11 protein-coding genes are annotated in these 18,185 nt (G+C 46.2%); all 11 read left to right on the top strand.

The window, feature by feature from the left end; all coding sequences use genetic code 11:
* The first annotated feature begins 60 nt into the window (after positions 1–60).
* The 11 genes from ACTJKB_RS28305 (at position 61) to ACTJKB_RS28355 (ending at position 18,180) form a co-directional block, all read left to right on the top strand.
* Positions 61–1,143, top strand: a complete 1,083-nt coding sequence (locus tag ACTJKB_RS28305) for a hypothetical protein (RefSeq protein WP_440837635.1) — start codon at positions 61–63, stop codon at positions 1,141–1,143.
* A 163-nt stretch (positions 1,144–1,306) separates the two neighbouring features.
* Entirely contained in the window at positions 1,307–5,464 is a 4,158-nt protein-coding gene (locus ACTJKB_RS28310) for a family 16 glycoside hydrolase (RefSeq protein ID WP_440837636.1), read from the top strand.
* Between the two features lie 11 nt (positions 5,465–5,475).
* A complete protein-coding gene (locus ACTJKB_RS28315; protein WP_440837637.1) occupies positions 5,476–10,011 on the top strand; it encodes a hypothetical protein in 4,536 nt (1,511 codons plus the stop codon).
* A 13-nt stretch (positions 10,012–10,024) separates the two neighbouring features.
* On the top strand, positions 10,025–11,164 hold the full coding sequence (locus tag ACTJKB_RS28320; RefSeq protein ID WP_440837638.1) for a hypothetical protein: 1,140 nt from the start codon (positions 10,025–10,027) through the stop codon (positions 11,162–11,164).
* A gap of 43 nt (positions 11,165–11,207) precedes the next feature.
* Entirely contained in the window at positions 11,208–12,209 is a 1,002-nt protein-coding gene (locus tag ACTJKB_RS28325; RefSeq protein WP_440837639.1) for a hypothetical protein, read from the top strand.
* Position 12,210: 1 nt separating this feature from the next.
* Positions 12,211–12,870, top strand: coding sequence for a hypothetical protein (locus ACTJKB_RS28330; RefSeq protein ID WP_440837640.1), 660 nt, complete (start codon positions 12,211–12,213; stop codon positions 12,868–12,870).
* Between the two features lie 3 nt (positions 12,871–12,873).
* Positions 12,874–15,552 carry a hypothetical protein gene (locus ACTJKB_RS28335; protein WP_440837641.1) on the top strand — a complete coding sequence of 893 codons (2,679 nt, stop codon included), beginning with the start codon at positions 12,874–12,876 and terminating at the stop codon, positions 15,550–15,552.
* A gap of 11 nt (positions 15,553–15,563) precedes the next feature.
* Positions 15,564–15,860, top strand: a complete 297-nt coding sequence (locus ACTJKB_RS28340; RefSeq protein WP_074106926.1) for a hypothetical protein — start codon at positions 15,564–15,566, stop codon at positions 15,858–15,860.
* A 30-nt stretch (positions 15,861–15,890) separates the two neighbouring features.
* Entirely contained in the window at positions 15,891–16,307 is a 417-nt protein-coding gene (locus tag ACTJKB_RS28345; protein ID WP_440837642.1) for a hypothetical protein, read from the top strand.
* A 12-nt stretch (positions 16,308–16,319) separates the two neighbouring features.
* Positions 16,320–17,267 (top strand): hypothetical protein, encoded by a 948-nt coding sequence (locus ACTJKB_RS28350; RefSeq protein WP_440837643.1) that lies wholly within the window; start codon positions 16,320–16,322, stop codon positions 17,265–17,267.
* A 13-nt stretch (positions 17,268–17,280) separates the two neighbouring features.
* Positions 17,281–18,180: a hypothetical protein gene (locus ACTJKB_RS28355; protein WP_440837644.1), complete on the top strand. Its 900-nt coding sequence runs from the start codon at positions 17,281–17,283 to the stop codon at positions 18,178–18,180.
* Positions 18,181–18,185: the final 5 nt, after the last annotated feature.

Genomic DNA, 18,185 nt, shown 5'->3' on the forward strand with positions numbered 1-18,185 from the left:
CTGTCCATCTCCCTATTCCCCAGTAACAGAATCCCCATTACCAAGGAGGAACCATCCCCAATGGCAAATTTTGCGTACATTGAAAAAATTACTACATCTCAGGAGCTTCTGGATACCCTTAAAACAGAAATCACTACAATTACCAACTATCCTCACAATGCCACAGCAGGAGAAACCCCTACAGCAAATACCTGGGTTGTGGCCAAAGAAGTGGTTGATACCGCCTCTGGAAAAATTAAAGAGCTCACCCTGGAAGGCACGAGTAAGATTGGAGCAACCACGAAAAAGTTTCACGTCGTCTTTACTCACCAAGGATTCACCACAGCAAGCGAACACAGTTCCTTGACTGTTCAGGTGAAGGAGGGCTGGAACGAAACGAAAAACAGCTATGCTAATGAAGGTCATCCTATTAACTTTGAATGGGCCAATGAAGCCTTCTTGGTAGGTGGAAAGCCAACCGACCGTACGATTACAAAGCCTGTATACCTCTATATGAACGTGATGAACAATCGCTTAGCGCTTGTCGTTGTTGGTGATCCGGCGGTTCACTTTGACGATTACCGTAAGTCGTTTCTATATGTTGGTGCTCTGAAACCGTTCCAGTACAACCAAGACGATGTAAGCGGAAATATTATGGTTACAGCAGGAGCGGTAAAAGTTGAGCCAACGACCCCAATGGCTGGATTTGATTTTGGTCAATATACCTCATTCGGTAACAATACACTTCAAATGTTCCAAACAAAATCCGGAATCAAGTTCCAAAAACACTATCCGGCCTTTATTACGCAGGCTCCTACTACAGGAAAAGCTTTTGTCGACACCCAAATCGGTGACACAGGATTGCTTCTGGAGCCGCAAGGGTTTAATGCCAGCTCATGGACTCGTAAATACCACCTTTCTCCGATTTACGTTGTCCATGCTTACGATGGATATCGCGGCCAGCTTGATTCCTGTATTGCAGTATCGAAAAACAACATTCTCCATTTGGATGAACTTATTGTGGATATTCCAGAAAAAACGGAAGGTAAAGCCTGGAAGCAGGAAGTGTACCGCTATTTTGACCATAATACTGAACAGAACTTCATGAATCGTTCGGCTAACGTAAAAATGGGCATTGCGATTCTCAAAGAAGTACGGTACTAAACAATCATATTTCCGAGTCGTATAAAGACCTGGGGACTTCGGTATTCCGCGAAGTCCCTTTTTTTCATAGGTGGAGGTGTGCCCATTGAAGGCAAGTAGCCAGTATAACTTCAAACTTGTAGATTTCCACGTATCCAGTACAGGGTATTTCCTGAAGGTTGCCATGCTTGCTCCGGTATCAAGAAGCTACCGCCTGGTATATATTCCTTACTCCAAGTACCCCAGTGTTGTCATGCTAGAGTACCTAGTTGCATCCATGAAGGAATTGCCTGCGGAATTGAATAGTGCTCTCATACAGGCAGTGCAGCAGGAGTTGTCTGCTGAAGAAGGTATCATCCTCTTGGCAGATGAACCCAAACGGTCAGCAGGATTAGGCCAGGAAATAGATGCCGTGAATCTAGGTAGGGTCGGAACTCAGCCTACATTACTCGACGCTGTACGTCCCTACAATTTCGACGGACAAGTTGATCAGAGCGTACACGAAGCAACCCGTTCGGTAGCCGTTGGGGTCAGCGCTGATCTGGTGCCGTTAGCGATCCGTCCTCAGTTTTATGGATTGGAAATGGAAGAAGAAAAGGGAACGATTAGAGTTGAAAAGCAAGGACAGTATCATAATGTAGACATTGATGGCTCGTTCCGTACAATCAATCAGCCGACGCGGGTATTCCGCGAAGTACACATATCTAAGAATGTGGCGCGAAACTTGAATAATCTGCGACTTAACGATTTGGCATATCGAATGAAGGAACAGCAACTATTCATTGACGTGGCGGATTCCGCGCAGCGTATTGTGACTTCGGATCTCTCTATTCAAAAGGGTGGAGACGGGCACCGTATTTCTAATGCAGATGCCTTAGTGGGCGGAGGTATTCATGGCCATCGGGAGCGTATCGTCAACATACTACATCCTAAGGAAAACTTATTTGCGTCCCGCATAAGCACAGAAGAGGCAGTAATTCCATGGACATCAATTCTAGCAAATCGAATGATGAATAGACATCAAACATCTGTTATCCAGGAACATGTATGGGGACAAACTCCCGAGAGATACTTGCGCAGTTCCATAGGGCGAGGTTTCTTGGCTTCCCGAAATAGCGTGGCCGAAGCATGGATAAACCTCAGTAATGTTCTTGGTGAACGGAAAATTATTGCGCCTGTGTTGCTGGGAGCACAATTGGAAGGTGCAAGGAAGGCCGACCAAAACGGTGTATTACAAAAGATCATTAGGGCAAAAAAGCTATCCTCGCAACTGCTGTTCATCGACAGGAGTATTACCCGGGCCAAGCTGAAGGCGAGACAGTATCCTTCACACCTCATAGCTATGCTGCAGGCAATCCGTGACTTGGAGTGGGACACACATTTAAGCGGTATTTACAAGGCGGGGAGAAAGGGCAACCAGACAACCGTTATTAGCCAGCAGAGTCTAGGGTTCCGACAGAAGCTTATGGCATCAGACATTATAAAGGCTAACATCAACGCTCAAAGAGTAATTACCCGAGGAAAACACCTTTGGATCGTCAAAAATGAGTTAAAAGGCGAACGGATTATTCAGAAATTTATGCCCAAGTCATTGGAGAATAGCATTCTGCGGGAAGTTCTCTGGGGTCGCCGTGAACATGAGGTAGACAGCTATATTGAGCGGAATTTCAGTCTGGCTACCCGGGATGTAAAGACAGATACTTGGGTGATCCGTTCTCTAATGGACGGTGGAGTTAAAGGAAAGCGTGATTTGTTTATTGGAAGGGAGCGCTTGGAGGGAAGCCGTGCCAAAGAGAAGATGATATATGTACCTCGTAATGTTGTGGAGGGCAGTTCCCGCACCCCTAAGCAGACCTTCATTTCTTGGAACTCGCAAGCGACACGTATGGAAGCCAAGGAGATGTACCTGGATTACATCAAGCAGGCACAGAGAGAGAGCAAGCAGCGGGCTTATTTGGACAGCTCCGTTGAATCGGATATGAGGCCAAAGGATTCTGTGATTGATGAATTAATCGACGGAAACGTCCTCTCGCGTTTTGCTCTGTCTGAGGAGGAGATGCTGCTCAGCCAAGGGCACTTTCCTTTAGAGTCATCCATAGGGGAGGATTGGCTGGGCACAAAGCAGCTTATTGAACTGCGGGGGCTTATGGAAGAGGCTCTTACCGCTGAGGTCAAAAAATCTCGGGAGGGTTTAACTGAAGAGGTCTTTGCCGCAGTTAGAGAGAATGAGGGACTGGGAGCTCTTCTGATCGAGAAAATGGTTGTGGCACACATTATCCGTGAGATGCCTGCCTATATACTCGAAGTTATCTACGCTAATAAAGAGTTCCCTGCTGAGTTGATGGATGATGTTCTCGTAGGGATTCGGGATAATTTGACACCTTCCCTTATTGAAATATTCGATATCCTGGCCGAAAAACAGGCGCTTGGAGGGTTCATTGAAGAGTTTATTGTAGGCGCAAAAGCGCGTCTGGAGTCGCTGATTGAGAGCGGTATTGTGGGGTTTCAGGAGTCCAAGCCATCTCTGTTGACATTTGGCTGGGAATCCAGTAGGGAAACCCTTAGCGAAAGTTCCATGTTCACGGAGGAGCCGGTGGCTTATGAAGAAGCAAAACCATCCGTTATTTCCTCTGACAGGCCGGTTGCTGAGCAGGAAGCAAAACCATCCGTTATTTCATCTGACAGGCCGATGGCTGAGCAGGAAGCAAAGCCCTCAATTCTCCCTGAGGGACTGACAGGTATCGAAGAGGGGAAACCGTCAGTATTCTCTGTTAGTATGTCAGCTTTTGAAGAATCGAAGCCGTCATATGTTGGCAAGGACATTCTGGCAGATGATGTATTCCGTCCAACGGTTCTACAGATTGAGAACCCCCTGGGATATTTTGAGCCAGACGAATCTTTTATACCTGAAAGTACTGAGGCAACTAAACCGACCAACCACTCAGCAGAGATTGACAGCAGTGGTAGTATACAGGCCCAAGAGCCGGAGCGACCGGCAGCAATGGGTATGGGAACGGAAGCTGAACCCCCTGTCAGAGGATTTGAGATGATCGACAATCCTTTAGCGGAGAGAGAGGGAAGAGCCTCCTTAGTTGCTGGCGGGGATTACGAGGCTTTGATTAAGAAGCGAATTGCTGAGCTTTCCACAGAATTTGTATTCGGTGCAGGAGGTGCGCGTGCGGGGCACATCGCGGACGTGTATTTCCTTGGGGAAGCTGGTGTCCGAAAAGGTTTTATTCCAGAAATAGAGTGGTCCAATTATGCCAAGCTTGCTCTGGAGCAGGCCATTATCTCAGAAGGCATGTTTGCTACAGACCCGAATAAAGCTGCGCTGCTTGTGGAGAGCATCCTGGCTTATAAAGGGTTAGGGCGCGAAGCTGCCGTAAGCAGTCCTGAACTGACAGGTGACCGGCAGCCAAGTTATGCAGATTTCACGGAAGAGGAAGACGTCTTAGGGAACAGAGGAATGAACAGAGAAGGAGATCTCGATGAGAAAGGCATATCTGGGCAGCCAGAACCACAGCCAACCTATCTCAATCTTGATTTCATTGGATCAAAACTCCCGGGTGCGGTTCAAATTATCGAGGGTATTCTAGCAGATAAAGAACTTGCTGAGTCCATAATGCTTGACTACATTGCAGCCAAGAAGCGCGGGCATGACGCTCTTATGGATGAGCCCTTGAATGCCACGGAACAAATTAAGAAAGCATTTTTGGACCGGATCACTGAAATGGGCCAAGGTCTGAGCTTTGATTATAGAGACGATATTATCGAAGACGGGATGAACCCGGAAGATTGGGAGGGGGGCTTCGGAGTACCTGAAGACTACGACCCGCATAATCCGTTCAACGATTACTACCCTTGGACTGAGGAAAGAGATCAGCTCATGCTTGGTCAAGATGACTGGATACGGATGGATAATGAGCACCAAGAGAACTGGCGCAGGGATAAGGACCTTGGAGAGTTCTATTGTGTTAACGCAAACCCAGGAGTCACTGGATTCTATCGCAACGACTTCAAGCACGGGGATTATGTGTTCGAGGTGAGCTTCAAAGTCAATGAGGCAACGGGCGACGATGGAGCAGGCATTTTATTTCGGTATACAGACCCGCAGAACTATTACATGTTCATGATTCACGGAGGCGATTCGGGCGATACGCTAGGCATGTTGCATCCAATGCAGCTCTTCAGGGTTCGGGGAGGTAAGACCGAAATGCTGGGTTCCCCGATGAACGCTTTCAGCTGGGTACAAGGGAAATGGTACCAACTGCAGGTGTCGGTTATAAGTAATCGCATTAAACTCCTTGTTAATGGGCGTCTTCAGTACGACTTTACAGATTAGAGGTGGAAACTTTGAAATCAACGTTTGGTATCTTTACAAAAGCACAAGGTGAAGTTGTGTTCGGCCGTATGCGGGCGACTCTCGTGAATGACGAGACAGACCCGAACCATCCGGATCATCCAGCCAGCCCTAACAGACCCAGAGTGGACCAACGGGAGCCAGGGTATACCAATCCAGCTCTCGGTGATGAAGGCAAAGGCAAAATTGGGCGCTGGCAGACAATAAATCTGGATTCTCTGGAATCTGTCATAGATCAGATTATCGAGCAATACTTACGGGATAAGTCCTGGTATTCCACTGTCCGCTGCCGGGAGGCCCTTTGGAATATGTATAGACGGCTTGCGTGGTGGGTAAAACAGCAGGTTGACCCCAACCGGAGTGACTACCAGCGGGCTTTATTGTTAATTAAAGACTGCATAAGGCACATATTAGAGGAAGCGCAGGACCCTGAGCTTGCCCACAATGTGAGTCTCCCTACATGCCCGGCCCCGTTTTACTTCCCCTTCAAGGCAGATTATTTAAACCACTTTGATGGCAAGGATGTAGAGCGGACACTATTTGACATGACAGCTCTTCCTAAGTCCGATGACTTTCATGGCCTATTTCGATATGTTTCTTCCGTGGAAGATCAGGAATGGGAGATTATTCACGCTGTTGGTGCTAATGAAATGACAGGCAATGAAAATATTATGAAATTGTCTCTGGCAAAATTGCTGCCGGGCAACTCCTCTAAGATCACGTTCAACTGGCGCTGGAAGCGCATGGGTTATATTTCTTTTAAGTACTGGGCAAGTGCAGCCAATGGGAACGGTCTGAATTTTTTCATCAATAACAACCAGGTGGGTGGGGAATGGTCTGCCGGGGCCGGGTGGCAGGAAGTGAAATTTAATGTGGCTCCTGGACAAACGTATAAGTTCGACTGGTTAGTACGAAGTCAAGTGGGTGAAAATTTCGGGCAAAATGCTGTCTATATTAAAGATGTCAAATGTATTGAGGTCATTCGCAGCCTAGGCGGGGAGACTCCGCCAGACTTCGATACCCTTGATTCAGATGCTTACGGCATACCCGGATTTGACTGGATCACAAACTCCAAGAGCAGTGTCGTAAGAACTCATTTTAATGGTGTAGTCATAGATGAACAACGAGCTCGAACTCTACGCTATCATCTCGATAATGAATGTGACGGTGTTGTCCGTTTTACGTACCTTATGAACTCCGGGCAGCCTGGGCTGGAGAGTGAGAGCTTCGGGATGTTTTCGGACAACTTACAGGATCGTATACAGATGTCCCAAGGGAAACATGGAAGCTCAGTTCAAGCTGAGCACGGTGACGAGTGGGTGCTTGATGGAACAAGCTCCTCCACTCAGACTAACCAGGCTAAAATTATCTACTCATTAATTGTTGGTGATAAATGTACTGTAAATACTATAGGAGCAGTGGAAATGTTCTGTCCTCCTTTGGAGATAGACCATTATGAGGACAGTCTAGTACAGACTTTGGGAGGTACAGGATGGAATCAGACGGGGAATCTTCATTGGCAAGCTCTTGATGGCAGCTATCGCATTGATAACCCTACAGAAGGCAGCGGGCAGATACAGACGAATGTGTATTTGGAGGACGATGGTTGGTTTGAGTTTAGTTTTGACCACTCCCTGCGTCCTTCGGAGCGATTGGAAGCGCTAGTTGATGGCGAGATTGTTTTTGAATCCGGGAACATCAACTCTGGGAATAACATTCTTATTCCCCTAAAGCCCGGATCGCATATAGTTTCCTTCAGATTAACAGATGAGTACACCGAGGAAGGCATCACATCTATCATCGGGCGGGACTATAGCTATGGATCGGCAACAAAGGGCGATCCTTTTACTACCACAGGCCCTTTCAGGAGCGGGTTTACGATAGTTAGAGATTGGGAGATGAGTAATGCAGGAGCATCTACAGATCAAAATGGAAGCCGCATTAGCTATATGGTCAAGCTTAACCCGGGTGCTTCCTTTTATGTGGAAGAGTTGCTTCGGCTTTCTGCTCCGGTAAATGCAAGCGCAAGCAGTGAGGTCTTTAAAGAGTTGTTTAATAAGACAGATGGCAGCTACGATTCACACATTACAATGACTCCGAATTGGGAGTGGCAGGACATCCTGAGTCCACCTCAGGGGGATGGCGTATACAAGGTTGAGGGTAAGGACGGTACCGAGAATACCATCACTTTATCCGGTGTCCCTCTTTCGAATGACGGATTTGTTGAGTTTGAATACGGAGGGATGTTTGGACCTAAGGAAAACCTCATCTTAGTCATTGATGGCGCTACAGTTTGGGCTGACTCTCATTCCGATAGCAGTAGTAAAGGAACCAAAGTCAGGGTTCCTGTTAGTGCAGGAGATCATATCTACAAATGGATATATAAAGATTTGGGGGGGACAGTGTATACCGACCCAAATACTGGAGGAGGAGAGGTGGATAGCGGAGAGGTACGCTATCCCGCGGGAGTCTTTAGCCAGCCAGTAGGTTACAGCCAGAGCGATTGGACTTTGTTGACAGACCGCCACACTCGGCTGAGAAGTGGAGGTACAAACTTTAATCCGGGGGCTTTTTCACAGGCCTCGGGGACCAACGGGGGAACTATTACACGAAATATCTCCTTCAATAACTTTGCTGAAGTTAAATTCGATGAGTCCCTTACTATTATGGCGGGTACTGCAATCCCCCAAGCAAGTCAGAAAAAACCGGTTACAGTTAAACTCTCGCCGATAAATGGAATTTTAGATGAGAGCAAAGAATATTACTACATTACCCTAAAGCAGATGGATTTTCTTAATGTTGCTGGCTGGGCTTCTGAATCATTCTATACACATGGGACGATAGAATTGGACTTTAAATATCTTACCTACCTGGTCGATCCTACTGGCATAAAAATTGATGATGATAAAAATGGGCGGAATATGTCTGGCCTCAATACAGATCACCGGGGGGAGTTCTCTGCTTACATTGTCCCTGAAGTAGGAGGATTTGACGAGGGAATTGAAATTAATTTCCATATTGCTGAAAATGTGGGGACAGAGCGTTTTCCCGAAAGCATTAACAACTGGAGTCAGGCGAAGGATTGCTCTAGAAAGATTAAAGTTTCCCCGGGCAAATACTACATCTATTTTAAATTGTACGATGCCGTTCGTGATTACGACGTTGATGCTAAGCGAAGATACTATTATGCGGCATTTAAAAATGTACGTGTTAATGTCACTACAGCCCCTACAGTTATCTACAACACCTGGGATGACACAGAGGTGAAAGTCGATCTAATCGACGTTTCAGATTGGTCCATCATTGATTCCCATACTTATGGAACAAATGGAGCGAACAGCCGGAGCGTAGCAGTCTCCTTTGACAAAATGAACATGCAGCCAGGGCACGCCTACCAAGTTCGCTATACCCTACTCCAGGGGAAAGGAACAAAAGGAGGGCTATATGATAATGGAGGGACGATGCAGCTTAAGAACGGTCGCTTTTTAGAAACTTGGGACGATTACTGCCGTGACCGTAACGGTAAGTACTACCTGCCAGGTAGCAGTCCGTACCCCCCGCCTACGCCTCCTTCGACTCATTCTCTCCCTAAAGCCGACTCTTCCTGCTGGGTTGACGTCATTAAGTTATATGAGTCCAATAAGCCAATTTGTCCTGGTACGGGGCTTGATGTAAGAGTTACCAGAGGTGGGAGTCTGCTATCACATAATATCTACAGTACACCGGGTCAGCAACCGGTTAAGATCAACCTGATGAATAATACCACAACCACGCAAGAATATGAGATTACTATGACCTTTTTGGCAGGGTGCAGCGGTGACAGGGCTTCTCTATATAAAGGAAATTTCAAACTAAAGGACAAAAGTATTATTGAACCGTCATATGCTCAAATTTCGTCTTTCCAAGCGACCAACCACAAGCCCATTTGGATGGGCGGCTGCTACACGAGTAAGATGCATATCAAAGTTTACAATGATGCAGGTACCTTGGTATACAGCCAGGACTTTATGGGGGAAGGACTACATTCGTTCGATGTTAGTAAACTACCCTTTTCACCCTATTCTAAGTACAGAGTTGAGGTCGAAACGGAACAGGGTGGTCAAATTAGTGCGGTAACCGGAAAACAATATCTTACAACCTTCAAACTCGTCGATTTCAAAGCTTTTGAAATTTGGGCTTTGATTCCCGATCCATTCCAAGGAAAACTTGAGTTTTTCGTAGATGATGTTTTGTTCGACACGTACACCTCACCAGGCGGCTTCTATGATGTTTCTTACCCGGTTCCAAAAGGGGCTCATGAGTTTAAGTGGGTATTCACGGAACTCGGAAACGGCTACAGCTGGGATTACTGCGACATTGATCTCTTGGAGCTAACGAACTGGGTATGTGACAGAGTGCTAGTAACACCGTATTGCGAAAAGGGCGGCGGTGACAAGTGTATTGAAGAATTGATTAAATGCTTACTTAAAATGTGGCGTGACCGGCCGAAAGCCTGCACGATTGGGAGGAAAATATGGCTATTCACGTAATGGGGGGCTTTGTGTGAGTATTGTTTCGCTCAAAAAGAGTGGACTGATTTACTATGACCGTTTTACCGCTCCTGAAATAGATGATCGTTGGGAAATGTCGGGGGATACTTCTGACATTACTTTCTTGAAAGATGGAGGGCTTCGCATTGAGCATGGGGATGCAACGTCCCGTCTTTTTTTTAACCCTCTAACCGAGACAAAAAATTTTGTCATGGATATTCAAAATAGATATAACCCCCTGACTACGGGAGATACTGGGGGGCTCATTGTATATTCAAACGAAGCGGAGTATCTGGCTGCAGAGGAGTATTTCGACGCTACCGAAGGCGTAATAAAATCTTATCCTTGGCTTCGGTTGGTACGGGACAGCAACACCTATTCGATCTACTGGTCGGATGATGGTGTTTCATGGAGTATCCAGGGAATAACGGGATTCGCTGCCTCCAGTCCTAAGATTGGTTTGTTCTTAGGAGGGGCTTCCGGGCAGCCTCTTGATGTACAACAGGTTCGAGTGTATAGAGACCTTGGCATCCTGCTAACAAAATTGGTCCCGGGAACCCGTGTGGCGCTGAGGGACCGAAATGACCAGGTTGTAGCGAGCACTCACTGCCGAACAGGGATGACCGGAATAAAGCTGAATATCTCTTCTCTCCCCCTCCCCTTTCAAGGGAAATTCATGGTGGAATTTCCGGATGGCTCAGTGTACGAATCTTCAGATTTCCTAACCCTATGGGGGGGAGATGAGTATGCTTTTGAACCGTCTGCAGACCTCTATTTCATTGACAGCGATAACCAGGAGCGGAGCTTGTATGCAAATTCCGAAGCCTTCCTGGGTCTGATAAACACTCAAGCATACTTGGATATTAAAATGATTATTCGGAACTCCCTGCTCACAGGTTCTTTGAAGAATGTCGCTTTGACCCTAGTGTCCTACAAAGAATCGGACCAATTCAGCCGTCTGGTGAGTGTAGCTAACGATGCGGGAGGTCAGCCCGGCCCCTTTATCAAAAGTTTGCTATTTTCACAGATTGAAGCCGGTGGGGAGTACACTTTCTGGATCCGGGTACGAAGGGAAAGCAATATGGACTACCTGACAGGTAAAGATACACAAGCTTATTTTGGAATTAATGTAACATCATCCTTTATGAATTGATGTTTGTCTAGTATATAGATTTGAAGGCCTGGAGGTGAAGGGTTTGGCTCTTAGACTCAAGAGGGTCGGTACAGGCAGCGGAGTCGGCAATGTAACCGACCATAACGACCTTATAAACAAGGGGATTCATACCCACGAGGAGATTGATAAGTATCTTCAGGAGGTTGACGATGCCCGTGGCAACTTCCCTGATCTCAACACTCGAATTGAGAAAGGAGGAAGCGAAAGCCCGGAAACATCTCGGGAGGTTATTGAGGCCAGGGTGGACAAGCTGGGGACCAGCTATCCTACCTTGAAAGCCCGTTTGGATGCAACGCAGGGAACAGGCGGTAGCAGTCCGGGCAGCACGGTATTCGACCATGTGGAATCGCCCGCCAATACACGGCTGGGGACACAGCGGGTATTCACGGTACCTGTTCACGAACCAGGCTCGGATGTACTTGAAGTATATGTCGAGGGGGTTCTTGTTTCCCGTCTGTCCGACTATGTAGAGATCGACAGCGCCACGATTAAGTTCAACTATGATATTCCAAGTACAGTCTCATTAATATTTAGAAATTCAGCTGCTCCCCAAGAAGTCATTAGCCGTCTTGATACAAATAAGAGTGCTGTTAAGGGGATTGAGCAGGAGCTTGCTACCGCCCGTGGGCTGTACCCCTCTTTAAATGACCGCATGAACGAACTTACAGGCGGTGCAATTCCTAAAGTGAGCCAGATCGACAAGATCGGGATTACTGCAACACCTTCTGCTCCCTATGTGCTCGAAATCCCTGTACCCAAAACACTGGATTACAAGTTGCAGCCCGCACACGTTCTGAAGTTCATCCCTGGGGATCAGAGCATTGTTAGGACAGAGCAAAGCTTTAATAATGGTGATCGTTCAAGTTTTACGGCAGATCCGCAGGTCAATTTTGATGGACAAATGTCTCTTAATACTGAGTTTCAGATAGATATGGCAGGAAGCGTACTCGGGGAAGGTACGGAGTGGAAAGCGGTAATAGATAAGAGCTGCTACAAATTTTTAGAGAAGATTGAGGTGGTGTAGTGTGGCAGAACCTGCAACTACTGGTCAGCGAAGAACAAATGTAAGTGATATGGAAGTTGGTGACTATATACCGGTGCGATGGGAGAGTCCGGCGTATGTTTTCGGTGAAGTTCCTGTTGGAATAGTGGAGTGCCCAGTCGGAGGGCAGGCAGCTTCTTCAATTACGAATAGGTTCTGGTACATGGTTAAAGTAGATAAAGGTCTGTTAATAAGCGACAGGGTTATTACTAATACCATTTCATGGGACTCTCTTAACACTGGTAAAACTATCCAATGCCTTTCTTGGAGTGGTACCGGTACGATTGCAGCAGGCACAATACGTTCATTGACAGGTGGAGTAGCTTTTGCGACAAAAGACGGTTATAAAGCAACAACTGATCAAGGATTCGGTGCATGGCCCGCCAACAACGAGTGGGATAGATATATATCCAACTACCCTGTGTACAAGATCCAAGAAGGAAAAAATTTAGATGATGTGTTCCACATCAATGGAATATCAACGCTCTGTCAAGACACCCCTATTAACGGAGTTGGTAACGCCGCCACCAGTGCGCACAGAACTCAGAGAAAAGGCGACGTTCATGGGTTCTGGTCTAATCTGTCGAATTACAGCCATTCTCTCCTAGGCTTTCGCCCCGTATTTGGATATAGGGAGGTGTAACGAATGGCAACTTTAGGTCAATCACTAACGGTACCTCAGACAGGATGGCGAAGATTTTCTTTCGATGACAGTGCCATCGGGTATATTGGGTCATGGACGAAGGACAGCAGCATCAAAGCAAATTATGAGTTTACAGATAATAAATCCATGATGTCTACTGTTGTTGGTGACACACTTACATTTTCATTCACTGGGACAAAGTTATTGATTAAGGCCTACGCAAACACGGATACGAGTGGATTCAGTATGAAAATAGACGGGCAATCAGTAGGTAATATTAAGACTAACTACTCAGTCATAAGAACAGCGGTTGTCTATGAGAGTACTTCCTTGTCCCTAGGCCTGCATACAGTAGTCGTTACAGTATTGGACAAAACTTTGTTTACTGGCTCTATCTTAACAAGACTTTTTCTTGATTGTATTGATATAGACACAGAAGGCGATTTAATGGCTTACGTTACACCAGTAGGCAGTACAATACCCGGGCCGGATATTGGGTGGCGACGGTATAATGCCCCCCATCCAATGGTTTCACTTGCGGGAACATGGATACAGTTGTCGGGCGCTAACAATTACAATAATACGTATACGGCATCCAATACCCAAGGCGATTCCTACTCTTTCTCTTTTAAAGGCACAAGAGTGAGACTCATCGCTTATTCTTCCAGTGCTGCTCCTGTAACCACTAATTCGGCGCAAGTCATTATTGACGGCAAAGACATAGGGTTAGTAAGTTTCCGCACAGCAGAAACGGTATATCAAGCGTTGCTGTATGAGAAACAGGGACTGGCTGATACGAATCACACTATTCAAATTATTAACAAAGCAAGCGGCTCCTATCTGATTTTAGACGCGATAGACGTGGACATTGACGGCAGACTGACACATCGGGACGAGGTATTTGATGTTAAGGATCTTACTGTGGGCAAACGAATCCGCTGTAACTACATCGCAGCACCAAACGCAGTAGGTTCCTTTTCGAGACTGGGTGTGGAGACTGCTGCTTTCCTCCCATCAGCAAGTACGTCAACGCCCAGTGGCGACTTTTACTGGATTATGGTAGAGGACCGGAATGGGCAGAAGCGTCTGATCGCCGATCGTAATTTGCAGGCCTATATCAGCTGGGATACCTTAAATGCTGCTGGCATTGCCAGCGGTAGCGGTTTACCCATATCTATTCTCAATAACACCTCTTATATGGAAAACAACAACCTCCCCGTTGGATTTATCACCGCTGCAAGCTCCAGTTACAGTACCTCTTATGATGCATGGACAACCTTCAGCAAAGGTTCAGAGAATGATGGCTCTGGATGGAACAGTTCCTACAGTATTTCAACTGGCTGGCTTAGCTATGAATTTCCAGAACCAAGAAGAATTATAGGATATAGTCTAATGCCTCGTTATAGAGCAGCTTCTCCTGATGTAAATCATATTAGCCAAATGGCAAAAAGCTGGACTTTTGAAGGTCTTAACGGGAATCAGTGGGTAGTACTCGATACACAACAAGGACATATTTGGACCCAAGGGCAGAAAAAAGGCTTTACTTTCGAAAACATCAACAGCTATACGAAGTATCGTATCAATATAACAGATAACGGATCTCCGACCTACGGTATTGCTATAGGCAGGATGGAGCTTTTGGAGGCCGCTTATACGAACTGGGCCTTTACTACCCGGCTAATAAGTGGAGGAACTTCCTCAGCAGACAAGGAGAATGAGTGGGACAGGTACATCGTAGGCTCCACCCTGAACGGTACGATTACAGCAGGGGATAACAGTGTATGGAATGCCTTTAACGGAGGAAACGGTTTTTATACCTGGACAAGTACTACCTCCGTATCTAGCACTACTCGGAACAGGAGGGGGGGAGGAACTCTTATTGTGCACAATGAACAGAGTACCTCGTATTCAGACATTAACTGTAACTTTCGCCCTGTCCTTCTTATTGATAGCTCCCTAACTCCAATAAACCTTTATTTATTTGAGGATGGTTCTGACATTAAAAGTTATGCAAATGGCGCATGGGAGATTGTTGGGTCCGCACCTGTCACCAAAGATATGTATGAAACGAGTGGTATGACAGACCTGTCCCTTCTAACTGATGATTCCTTAAAGTCGCTCACTTCGAATACTCCAATTCTTCACTATTGGACCAATACAGAATCTCCCTCCAAACAACTAAAAGTCAGCTGTATTCCTCCAGCAAAGCTAGTTTTGGCAACTGGAGATATTCATTGCAGGTATACTGCGGGAATTGATTCCTTCACACTAACGGCTGAGCAATTTGGAGGCGGTATTGTGAAAGTGATCGCTTCAGCGGATGGCGGGTCTTCATGGAAAACGTATGAGAATAATACTTGGCAGCTTATCGATGTAACGAATTTGCCTGAGGTTAGAAGTAGTGGGATGCTGCCCACAGATTTTAATAAAGTCCCATCAGAACGTTGGGCTGATCTGATTCTTACTGAAGAAGGGATAGCTGGAAGGGTACGCTTTGGTTACTACCTTGAGATAGAAGGAGCAAATGATAAGGCCAGCACGGATACCTTAGTGTCCCGGGTTAATATGTCGGGGAAGTGGGTTGCCGCTGCACACGGCGTAGTATACGACTACGAATACCCCTCAAATTGTACCCTCCGTGTCCTTCTGTATGCAGACGGGACTTATAAAATTAATTATTAGGAGGTCATATCTTGAATCGTCTTATAAACTTGCTGGTTCTTGATCAGCTTCGTCCCCTTGATCTGGACGTGGGTGAAATTGATGTAACCTTTGTTAAGAACACCAAGGGAGATGTTATTGAGGAGATTTACGAGGATGTGAGCGGGTCCGCCCCGGTTTTATTGAAGAGAGTTGAGTATGGATATGATGCACAGGGCTCTGTTCTGACAGAGACGGTAACCAAAGGCAGTCTGAAGTACCGCAAGACTTTTGAATGTAATGAGCTGGGTGAAGTTCAGAAAATACAGGTACGGCAGGTCGTGGATTAAAAGGGAAATCTGCCTACACTATGAAGTGAGGTGAAGAGCATGGATGTTGTTGTCTCCGGGCAGGTCAAAAAATTGGAGAGAAAAGTAGAGGATTTACTTCAACTAGGACGGATAACAACGATGAAGCAGGTGACGGATGTTATCAATCCCGGCCAGGAAGCAAGCCTTGATCTCTCCATCGGGCCAGACTTAAATAAATATATGATTAAGTATGTCTATGTGGAAGGACTTGAGAACAGCAAAATGGATATTGAGATATTGACCAGTACAGCGGATCACCCGTTTCTTGTATACAAGAATAAAACAAATGGTCATATACTCTACGATGTGCTTGATCTCCCGTATGAGGATGAGGATGCAGCAGGGGCGCTTCATATGAGAATAATGAATTCAGGTTCAATTCCCAGCTCCTTTATAATAAGAGTTTCCGGGCTGGTTTCTAACTAAGGAGGGTTTCACATGTGGTTTGAAGGTGAGTCATCCCCACGAAATATTATTGCAACCCTTGCCAGTTTAATTACGGCAGTGGATGAGAGCTTATCTCCCCCGGCTCCGCTATGGGAGAATATTTCCTCCAACGTAGGTTCAACCCTTATTGATGATGGGTATGTTTTTCGTTCAAGGGGCAGCTCTGGGAAAGATACAATTCTCGTGACCCTAAAAAATGCCTGGATCGGAAATGGTGCAATAGAAAATAGCTTTTCTGCTGGGCCGACGTTTGGTGTCGTCGAATCATATCTACCGAATGAAACAAATGGGCAGAACGGGAGCTTCAGCGGCTATAAATTATCAGAGCTTCTGCGGCTTGCGGTGAATACTTCCTCTTATAACACAAACGTGGATAACTACAGGTTCAAGTACACTTTGTCTGTAACAAAAGATCGAATCATCATAACTATTCGTACAAACCGCCCCGGCCAAGGAACCACCTATGCGGATACTGCAACCATCCGTAATGTGCTCTATGCGGGCCTTATAAAAAGGTACGCTGACGAGAAGGGTAACGGAGCCGTGACATTGTTAAGCAGCTATGCCTCCCAAAATAATGCATATAACTCAGCAAGAACACTGAAGAATCTTCAGAACACGGGAAACGGGCTGTATTCATTTAATAATAGCTTCGTTGTGGAAAATAATCGGGGGTTTGGCGGAAGACTTATGATTGCTGTTCCGATGCCTTTGTACAATAACGTGGAAGGGGTGCGGGGGGAATTGGATGGGGTTCTTACTACGGTTCATAAGCCTCTGGATGGCCCGACTAAATCGACACCAGAAGATGCGTATGTGCTGATTGATGGCAAAGAGTATCTGTGCGTGGTGAAACCATTTTTTAATCAATGGAGCCTGTCTGATAATTTCTCCTCCAGGTCTGGTGTGAGCCAAGCATTATTTATTGAGAAGGTTTAAGGGGGGATAGAGGATGTTTTTTGAAGGAAGATGCACGCTGAGACAGTTGCCTGTTCGAATAAGGGACGCTGTTTTGGCCAAGGACAATAGTCTGCCAACACCGGGCCCTCTCTGGGAGATGGTGTCCAGTAATGTTGGAACACTTAAGACAGATGATGGTTACGTCTTTCGCTCGCAAGGTACAGACGGAAAATCAAATATTGTATGGGGGATCAAGTCTGAGGCAGACGGTTTCTACTCTAATGTAAGTAACTGGACCCGTGGCTACGGTTTATTTATGGCAAAGAACTATACCCCGGGAGCGGCTGGAGTAAATGGCACCTTTGGTAGTTCAATAACTCACGGGACAGTCGTTGCCTTCAACCAAATTTCAGGGGTTTACGCAGATACCATATCCCTAAGATACTGGATCAGCGTGAAGAAGGATCGGGTGCTGCTCGCCTACCGGTCAGAAGTACGAAGCGGCTATTCCCGTATCAACTTCCACTACATTGGCCGTCCTTTACGTCTATTTGATTCGAGTGACAGTGTAAGTTGCTTTGGATCGGCTATCCCCATTGGTGGAAATAATACGTATGGAAATGTATGGGTTAGTAGAAAAACCGCATTTATAGAAGATGCTGACTACCAGTCGGTTGTTTGGAACACGCCCTCAGTGAACCGAATGTTTGGAGGCAAAGTGATGCCTTCCAGGCCGGTTTTAAAGTCGGGACCAAATCTCCGCGGGATTATGGATTATTACATACTCCCGCAGGATGGCAGGCTCCGGGCAATAGATACCCTGACCATTAAAGGCGTAGAGTATGTTGCTCTTGAAATTCCTACTTCTCAGACTACTGAAGTAAACTCAACTTATTATAATAACCTGTCGCCTACCGGTACAACGAATATATACCTGATTCCAAAAGATTAAGGGAG

The sequence above is a fragment of the Paenibacillus sp. 22594 genome (assembly GCF_052044425.1).
GTDB lineage: Bacteria > Bacillota > Bacilli > Paenibacillales > Paenibacillaceae > Paenibacillus_AQ.

Excerpts from the sequence above, each read along its gene's own strand:
- ACTJKB_RS28335 (WP_440837641.1), top strand. The coding sequence starts at position 12,874 with ATGGCAACTTTAGGTCAATCACTAACGGTACCTCAGACAGGATGGCGA.
- ACTJKB_RS28310 (WP_440837636.1), top strand. The coding sequence starts at position 1,307 with ATGCTTGCTCCGGTATCAAGAAGCTACCGCCTGGTATATATTCCTTAC.
- ACTJKB_RS28355 (WP_440837644.1), top strand. The coding sequence starts at position 17,281 with ATGTTTTTTGAAGGAAGATGCACGCTGAGACAGTTGCCTGTTCGAATA.
- ACTJKB_RS28305 (WP_440837635.1), top strand. The coding sequence starts at position 61 with ATGGCAAATTTTGCGTACATTGAAAAAATTACTACATCTCAGGAGCTT.
- ACTJKB_RS28350 (WP_440837643.1), top strand. The coding sequence starts at position 16,320 with ATGTGGTTTGAAGGTGAGTCATCCCCACGAAATATTATTGCAACCCTT.